Below are 7,618 nucleotides of genomic sequence, written 5' to 3'. Positions count from 1 at the left end.
GCGATACCGTCGACGGAGCCAGGGCCAGCGCCGTCATCTACAGCCTGATGTTGACCTGCCGCGCCTGTGGCGTCGAGCCGTTAGCCTGGCTGCGCCACGTCCTCACTGAACTACCTCAGCGCCCCGAGAACGCAGCCATCGACGACCTGCTGCCCTTCAACTTCCTCAAAACCGCTGCAGCCTGATCCGCTCGGACGCGTCCGTCTGAAAGCGATCAGCTGTTGCAAGGGCCGTCGACGTGCGGGGAAATGAGCGCTTACACCATATCAATGCTGGCGGCATAGAGCGCTCAAGTGCGCTGACATATGTTCGGTCGACGCCAGCCTGATGCGCCAGCGCTTCTTACGACAATTTCTTTTTTGGCGATGCCTACGCAGATTGCGGGCAAAGACCTCTCGGATTTCCATGCACGAGAAGCCACCCTCTTGTCGAGGATTTCACCACGGAGGATTCTCTACAAAAATCAGAGACAACAAAGGGGAGCGGCTGCACGGCATCACTTTAGCGAGGGCAAATCCCGCTGACCCGAGAACTCAAGAACGTAAATCGTGAAGTTTGACACCCAAACAAAGTGCGACGCCACCTATAGGTCACGAGAGCGACGCATTTGTGCCAGAAGCTCGCAAGGATCGATATCGAGAGCCTCGGTAACGTCGAGAAACTCAATTACGTCCAGCCGACGTTCACCACCCTCGTACTTGGCCACGAAGGATTGTGGGCGGCCCAGCATATCAGCAACCTGGGTCTGGGTGACCCCTTTGGTTTTGCGCGCCGCAACCAGCCGTTGTAGCAGCCGGCGCTGGCGAGCTGATCGAAGGGATTTCGGCATCAGACGAACCGGCCAGGAAGAACTGGCTCACCGACTAATCCCAGTTTCGGATTATCCCATTTTAGGATATTGTCCAGTCAAAGGCGGACGCGGGATAATTCATAGCGAGATATGAGATGGAAGACAGATTGCTCCAACCTGCTGTTGCCGACGAGGTCCCCTGGGCGGAGAGCCTGACCGCTTATGACAATGAGCACTTCAGGATCTATCTGAGACTCATAGACGCATGCGCCGGCAATGCCAGCGAAGAAGAGATGGCGCAGGCGATATTGGGCATTGATCCAGTGCGAGAGCCAGCTCGCGCTCGAAAGGCGGTTCGCAGCCATCTCGCGCGAGCGCACTGGCTGGTGACCTCGGGGTACAAAGAGCTGTTCTTGCCAGAAGAAACCAAAAGGCGGCGCTTGCTATAGAAGAAACCGCCTGTACCCGCCGTTCATGAGCGAGCGCCCGCGTCTGACGGCACGGCGCACGCCATCACGAAGATGGTCTCCGGGATCGGCCCAGTCGCGTTCGACGCGGGTTTTGCCGAACAAAGCGAGAGCGATCTCGCGATGCGGCGCGCCGGCAATGGAGCCGTCGAGCGCACGCAAGACCCAGCGCAACCGCGAGCGACGGGGCTCGGCCGGAAACAATCTCGGTGGCAGCCTTCCGGTCGACCAGAGGCCGTTCAGACATTCCAGCCCGTTCAGACGCTGCTTTAGTTCCTCAGGCGGCCAGAAGACGGTGGACGTCAATCGCGCAGGTTCAAGGAGGCTCGCGCCGGAAACAGCCAGCTGCAAGCTCCTGCCACGATCCTCGACTAAGACGTGCTGCTGCCCGTCCAGCGTGACGAGTATAGAGATGCGGCAGGAGCGCGCGGCGAAATCGAGCACATCCATCCCGCGCGGCGGCGCCGCATGTTCGGCAACAAGGAGCAAAACCTGCGGACATTCGCTGGGGCACCAGTAGACGCCCGCATCAGTTTCGATAGAGCTTGCAAAACAGAAGGCCCCACCGCGAGAGATCAACAGTGTTCGAAGGCAGGTTGATAATGTCCACGGACCGGGCGTTCCTGCGTTCGGCACCGCGTAGCGCGTTCGCCAGATCCTTCTGGAAGTCCGGATTGCGCCTGAGGAATTCCCAGGCCCAGCCTCGGCTGGTCAGCCGCTCGACATAGCCATAGTCACCATCATCTTGCCTGTCCGGCCAGGCAGGGCCAGGTATTATTTCGTCCATTGCATCATTTCCAGAAAGGGTTGGATTCCAGGCTCAGGCGATCTTCATGACCGGTGTCCACAGCACCGGGCCCTTGAGCCCGCCATTGCGACGGAGGGCTTCCAAGCTCTCTGTCGAGACGTCGAGATATCCGGCAACGGCACGTGTGTTGCCAATTGTTTGCGGATGGGACCACCGTTCGAGTGGCCAGCCGGCGCGACGCAAGATCCGCTCTATGCGCAGATCGGTTACGGTGACGATGCTGCGCAGACCGCGTGACAAACCAAACTCTACCATTCCGGCAAACAGCTCGTAGGTGGCAATTGCGATGCCCGCCTGTTTGGGCGCGGAAGGCGGCAGATCAAGCGCAAAACGGCTGCTTTCCCAAACCCGCGGATCTTCCGGCACTGAACGGTCAGCAAGGAGAGCGGGGAAGCTATCGCGCAACATCGTCGGTCCTGTAGTCGGCAAGAGGCGCACGCAGCCGTCGATGCGTCCGGCGGGCGCACGCAGCAATAGGTAGTGGGGACGAAGCCCGTCGAACGGATCGACCTCATAGCCGCCGCTGAACGAAACGTCCCAATCAAGTCGATCCCTGAAGACGCGATACCGCAAGCGGTGCATCTGGTCGAGCTCGTCGCTGAACTCAGCGTAGCAATCCGGCGTGATCAACTGCATCATGATGGCCTTTCTCCCTCGCATGGATAACACCTGCGATTGAAGGCAAAGGCCGGACTTGATACAACCTGTGTATGTGCCCAGGTTTTGGAGATCAGGTGAAGAAAGATGGCCGGGATAGTGCAAGCCGAACGGCCGCCTGAATAACCGTCTTCACGCCAAGCTTCTTCCTGGCGTTATCCCGATGATAGGCTGCGGTGTGCCGACTGATTCCCAAGATGCGGCCGATCTCCCACGCCGTCTTTCCGCGAGCCGCCCACTTCAGACACTCGATTTCCCTTCGAGATAGGGCAATGCCATCCACGATCCTGCCGTCGGCCAGCTTGCGACAGGCATGAAGATGGAAGAAGATCGCGATGAGCTGCAGCACGCGGTCATATCGGTTAATCAGGCGGAAGAACAGTGGTCGCCTTTCATCGGAGGCGAAGGTCAGTGCTGCAAAAGTACCGGTGCTGTCATGGATCGGGATCGTGAAGCCGCAGTGAATGCCAAATTGCGTCGCCTCATCCATCAGTTGTCGCTGCTGCGTCGACAGTTCGAGATCAGCACCGTGCGCATCCCAGTTGAATGGTTCCTGACCACCACGCGCCTGATGGATAACCGGGTCAATCTTTTCATACCGACTGTGAAGGTAGTGAGATGTCCAGGATTGAGGGTAGGTGGAAATCAGGCGCACCTTGCGGCCCTTGCCAAGCGAAGGGAAAAGATAGGCAAAAGACGGCAAATCGAGCGAAGAGGCAATCTCGCCCAGAGCGTTGCGCAGGTCCGTCGCGTCAGCGCTGTCTGCGATCTGCTCTACAAATCTATGGAAAGCATCTTGCATAGCTAAACTGCAGTGAGTTCTGGCCCCTCACAAAGGAGCCAAGACGGGCCGGCCAATGCGCAGCCATTCTGGGTAGAAGGCCCGGCCGGAGACTGAGCTCCGTGCCGGGCCGGTGCGCCTTGGGAGGGCGATATGTGCTTCGACGGCGCTCTTGTCGACACCGAGACCTCATTCCAGCGTCATCTGTTAGCATTTTGTTGATTGCACAGATGATAAGCAATCAAGCGGAGCGTGGCTTCTCTTGCAAATCCACACATTCCTACGAAAACCTAAATTCCTTTTTGATGATCATCGAGCAATATGACCTTATGCTCAGGGCTCGATTATCGGCAGGTCAATGGAACAGCCTTCCAGGCCGCGATGAAACTTTAGCAACGGCGGCGCGCCGTCGGCGGGCACATTGGCAAACGTCGTCGTGTCGCTGCCGGCGAGAACCACCCTCAAGCGATGACCCGCAGGGAGACGGGCGGAGATTGGAAGCAACGTGAACGTCACGATGGCAGGCTCGCCCGGAACGAGCGGTTCGGCGTCTTGTCTCAGATAGCTATGCTGCGGTCCGAGCGCGCTGAACGGTGATTCGGTCCACACCTTCCGGTGCAGGGCTCGCAACTGACCCTCCGTCAAATGATAGGACTCGCCATCCGGCTTGACGCCTTCGAGGTAGACGAAGAAGCTACCGTCCTCGCGGGTCGAGGTGATGTTCAGGTAGGCGATAGGATGTCCGGTGATCTCGACGTCATGCGGCAACGGCTCGCTCGTGTAGGCGAGGCGAGCGGCGTCAAACTGTCGCCGATCTCCATAATCCACCTTGCAAGCCGAGCCGTTGGTGACCCATCGGTTGGAGGTAACGTCCCCCAGCAGAGGGTCGACCTGCAGCGAGTCGAAGCCTGCGTCCTCGGGTGCTGAGCTCAGGCGGAAGCCGCTTGCCATGTACCACCGACGACGAGCTGCCGGGGGCGGCCAAGAGGTAGTCGATTTCCAGGCGCCCTCCCCGAGGGTGTAGTAATGGAGGATCTTCTTCCCCCGCTTACCGGCGGCCTGGCCTGTGAAGCAGGCGTCGGCGAAGCGGATGTCGTTGGCCAGCTGCGTTGGCCTAGTTGGAAGAATCACCTCATCGGCCTCGCGGAGGGGATCGTAGGCATGGTCGCCGCCATGGTTCCACGGACCGATGATCACGTTCATCGGATTTGACAGTCTCAGGAACCGACGAATGGACGACTGCGCTGTGACGCCGTCGAACCAGCCCGCCCAGTTCTGGATCGGGGTGCCTGAGCGATCGACCCGGTCCGCGACGTCCTGAATACTCCAGTCGCACATGGAGGCTCCACCCCAAGCCGCGGGACGATCGCCCCTGAACGTCACCTGCTGAAAAGCGTCCCACACTGACGGCACGCCCTCGCGATCGCGCAGGACCGCAGCAAGATCTGCCTCGCCGCTCGGCCCGACTGGACGCACGCCCGCCTGCTCGCCCAAGAAATTTCGCACGTTGCGGTCGAGACCTGCGATCCTGTTGCCCCAGTTTCGCTGCAAGTACATATTGGGAAGTCCGCCGGGGAACCAGGTCTCTTCATAGGGATCGAAGTCGGCGAACCGGGGTATAATGCCCTTCACCGCCGGATGGTTTCGCTCCGCCATCCAGTCCGCCGTCATAGCGGTGTAGGACACGCCATACCCGACCACACCACCATTGGACCAGGGCTGCCCAACGATCCAGTCGAGCACTTCGCTGTAGTCCAGCGTTTCGGCGCGCGAACGGTGATGAGGCCACACGCCGAAAGATGCACCGGTGCCGCGAACATCTCCAACGACCACGGCATAGCCGTGCGGGACAAAAAAGTTCGCCTCCCTATGGGGCGGACCGTCTTTTTCCCCCCGCCAGTAGCGGGTCATCACCAGAATGGTGTCGCGTTTGGTGTTCGCGTCATCGCCCAATGGTCGGACGACGTCCAAAGCAATCCTGACGCCGTCGCGCATGGTAACGTAAGTTGATTTCGGCGGACCGACTTCACAGTGCTTGTCAGCAGTAAGATCGAGATCGAGGCTAAAGATCGAATCTAACGTCCCTTGAGATGAAAAGCCCATACAGTTCTCCCTATTCCAGCGTTCAACCCGAAGACGGCTGGTCGTTAGGAACTTGACGCCTAACGCGCATCGGGTCCAACATCATTTGGGCATATATTGATCGCGTATGGGCAACAATATTACTCTCAGGTGCGGCCCGCGGTGGATATACCGCTGTGCCTTCTTGCGTATAGGATAGTCTTCAAAGGCTCCGCGTCTTCGCGGTTGCTCAACCCCTATCGCATAACAGAAATGGTCGAATCGCGGCTTAGCTATCCAGGCGACGACGTGAGAGCCCAATGTGCGCTTGAGTCTCTTATCTGCGCTGGGATACCCGAAGCGGGTGCTACATCCTCCAGCAGCGTCGCCAAGGCGCGTTGCGCAGCAATATCGACATGAGAGCGGGGCACACCTGCCAGGCGGCACTTGCCGCCCGATCAAACATCCAGGCTGGAATCTCACGACACTGATCGGATCTCCGACCAGAGGGGCTGCAACGGAAAACCTCTCTACCAGCCTTTCTCGACCACCCCATGAATATCCGGCCCTAGGATTCGTTTCTCGGCGATCCCGTGGGCGTTCTGTCGTCGTGTCGTACAACGCAGTCCGACCCCACAGCGCGATCGGCAACAAGCCGCGATATCGCTGCAAATTCCGAGGCATGCCGACCCTGATTCCGAAATGATGCCGCCCCCGCGTTCCGAGAAATAGCCGCCGCCTGATTCCGAGATTATTCCGCCCCCGAGGCGGGTGTTTGGACTGGGTGCTCTGCCGGTGAAGGTCCTTTCTTTGGCTTGCCGAGAAAGGACCGAGATGGCGGCGGAGAGACTGAGCATGCGGCGTGTCCGCGAGACCTTGAGATATCGATTTGCGGAGGGACTGGGCCACAAGGCGATCTCGTATCGGGTGGGGGCGGCGCCCTCGACGGTGCGCGAGACGCTGCGGCGTGCGGAAGGGCGGGGCTTTCCTGGCCGCTCGGCGAAAGGTCAGCGACGCGGTTCTGGAGGCTGCGCTTTACAAGGTGCGGATTCCGACGTGAAGCCGGCCGCCATTCCGATCAAACACCGGCCACCATTCCGGTATGAAGCCGGCCACAGTTCCAACCAAAGACCGGCCAGTTTTCGGCACTGAAGATTACCTCCTGGGTCAGCAACTTTGGCATCAATTACCTCGCGATGAACGAGGACATTTTGATGCCGGCAAAGAGAAGGCTGACCATGAGACAGTTGAGACAAATGCTTCGGCTTGCCGGAAGCGGGACCAGCTCCCGCGAGATTGCGGTCGTGCTGCAGTACGGTGCAGGATAATCTGCGGCGTGCAGCGGCAATCGGGTTGAGTTGGCCCCTGCCAAGCGAGCTGACCGATGACGCGCTTGAGAACAAACTCTTCGCTCGCAATGGCGTCAAACAGGGCACGCGGCGGCGCACAGAGCCGAACTGGGCCCATCTTGCCGTCGAGCTCAAGAAGCCCGGCGTCACCTTGCTCATCCTGTGGGAGGAGTATCGAGGGTCGCATCCCGACGGATATGGCTACAGTCGCTTTTGTGAACTTCTGCGGGGATTTAAGCAGCGACTGTCACCGACGATGCGCCAGGAGCATGCGGCCGGCGACAAGGTCTTCGTGGATTATTCCGGCAAGAAGATCCCGATTGTCGATCGCAAGACCGGCGAGATCCGCGAGGCGGAGATCTTCGTGGCGGTGCTGGGTGCGTCCAGCTACACCTTTGCCGAGGCCACCTGGACGCAAACGCTCCCCGACTGGATTGGCTCCCATGTCCGGATGTTTCGGTTTTTTCATGGGCGTTCCCAGACTCGTGGTCCCCGACAATCTGAAGTCGGGCGTCAGTCGTGCCAGCTTCTACGATCCCGAGATCAACCGCAGCTACGGCATGATGGCATCTCACTATGGCGTCGGCGTTCTTCCGGCACGGCCGCGACGGCCGAAGGACAAGGCAATTGTTTCATAGTGAGTCCTGTTCGGTTGATGGCACGGTAATTGAGGCACGGCGGGCGGGAACGGCGTTTCGGCCCGGG

The 7,618-nt window shown here is 59.4% G+C and carries 9 protein-coding genes and 1 pseudogene; 4 read left to right on the top strand and 6 right to left on the bottom strand.

Annotated features, from left to right (window positions below; genetic code table 11):
- A partial coding sequence (locus tag NKI95_RS33710; RefSeq protein WP_352722163.1) for a transposase domain-containing protein occupies positions 1 to 185 on the top strand: 185 nt, incomplete at its 5' end.
- A 398-nt stretch (positions 186 to 583) separates the two neighbouring features.
- Here NKI95_RS33710 and NKI95_RS33705 read toward each other — a convergent pair.
- Complete coding sequence (locus tag NKI95_RS33705) at positions 584 to 829, bottom strand: helix-turn-helix domain-containing protein (RefSeq protein ID WP_352722162.1); 246 nt, start codon at positions 827 to 829, stop codon at positions 584 to 586.
- A 116-nt stretch (positions 830 to 945) separates the two neighbouring features.
- Here NKI95_RS33705 and NKI95_RS33700 point away from each other — a divergent pair, with 116 nt between their 5' ends.
- Positions 946 to 1,239, top strand: coding sequence for a DNA -binding domain-containing protein (locus NKI95_RS33700; protein WP_352722160.1), 294 nt, complete (start codon positions 946 to 948; stop codon positions 1,237 to 1,239).
- Here NKI95_RS33700 and NKI95_RS33695 read toward each other — a convergent pair.
- The 5 genes from NKI95_RS33695 to NKI95_RS33675 form a co-directional block, all read right to left on the bottom strand.
- The gene (locus NKI95_RS33695; protein ID WP_352722158.1) at positions 1,234 to 1,746 is read right to left on the bottom strand and encodes a DNA -binding domain-containing protein; all 513 of its coding nucleotides are present in this window, start codon (positions 1,744 to 1,746) and stop codon (positions 1,234 to 1,236) included. The two genes, NKI95_RS33700 and NKI95_RS33695, sit on opposite strands and share 6 nt — an antisense overlap.
- A 40-nt stretch (positions 1,747 to 1,786) precedes the next feature.
- A complete protein-coding gene (locus NKI95_RS33690) occupies positions 1,787 to 2,044 on the bottom strand; it encodes a transcriptional regulator domain-containing protein (RefSeq protein ID WP_352722155.1) in 258 nt (85 codons plus the stop codon).
- Between the two features lie 33 nt (positions 2,045 to 2,077).
- A complete protein-coding gene (locus NKI95_RS33685) occupies positions 2,078 to 2,704 on the bottom strand; it encodes an acyl-homoserine-lactone synthase (protein WP_352722153.1) in 627 nt (208 codons plus the stop codon).
- Between the two features lie 91 nt (positions 2,705 to 2,795).
- Positions 2,796 to 3,524, bottom strand: a complete 729-nt coding sequence (locus tag NKI95_RS33680; RefSeq protein ID WP_352722151.1) for a LuxR family transcriptional regulator — start codon at positions 3,522 to 3,524, stop codon at positions 2,796 to 2,798.
- A 312-nt stretch (positions 3,525 to 3,836) separates the two neighbouring features.
- Positions 3,837 to 5,606 (bottom strand): CocE/NonD family hydrolase, encoded by a 1,770-nt coding sequence (locus tag NKI95_RS33675; protein WP_352722149.1) that lies wholly within the window; start codon positions 5,604 to 5,606, stop codon positions 3,837 to 3,839.
- An 813-nt stretch (positions 5,607 to 6,419) separates the two neighbouring features.
- On the opposite strand from NKI95_RS33675, the pseudogene NKI95_RS33670 reads away from it, so the two are divergent.
- Both NKI95_RS33670 and NKI95_RS33665 read left to right on the top strand, forming a co-directional pair.
- Positions 6,420 to 6,606: pseudogene (locus tag NKI95_RS33670) on the top strand (IS21 family transposase); the annotation flags it as partial.
- Between the two features lie 311 nt (positions 6,607 to 6,917).
- A complete protein-coding gene (locus NKI95_RS33665; protein WP_352722148.1) occupies positions 6,918 to 7,580 on the top strand; it encodes a transposase in 663 nt (220 codons plus the stop codon).
- The last annotated feature ends 38 nt before the right edge of the window (positions 7,581 to 7,618 follow it).

It is taken from the genome of Mesorhizobium sp. M0306 (assembly GCF_040321655.1).
Lineage (GTDB): Bacteria > Pseudomonadota > Alphaproteobacteria > Rhizobiales > Rhizobiaceae > Mesorhizobium.
Note: the sequence above shows the minus strand (reverse complement) of the source record. Positions and strands in the feature narration are given on the sequence as shown.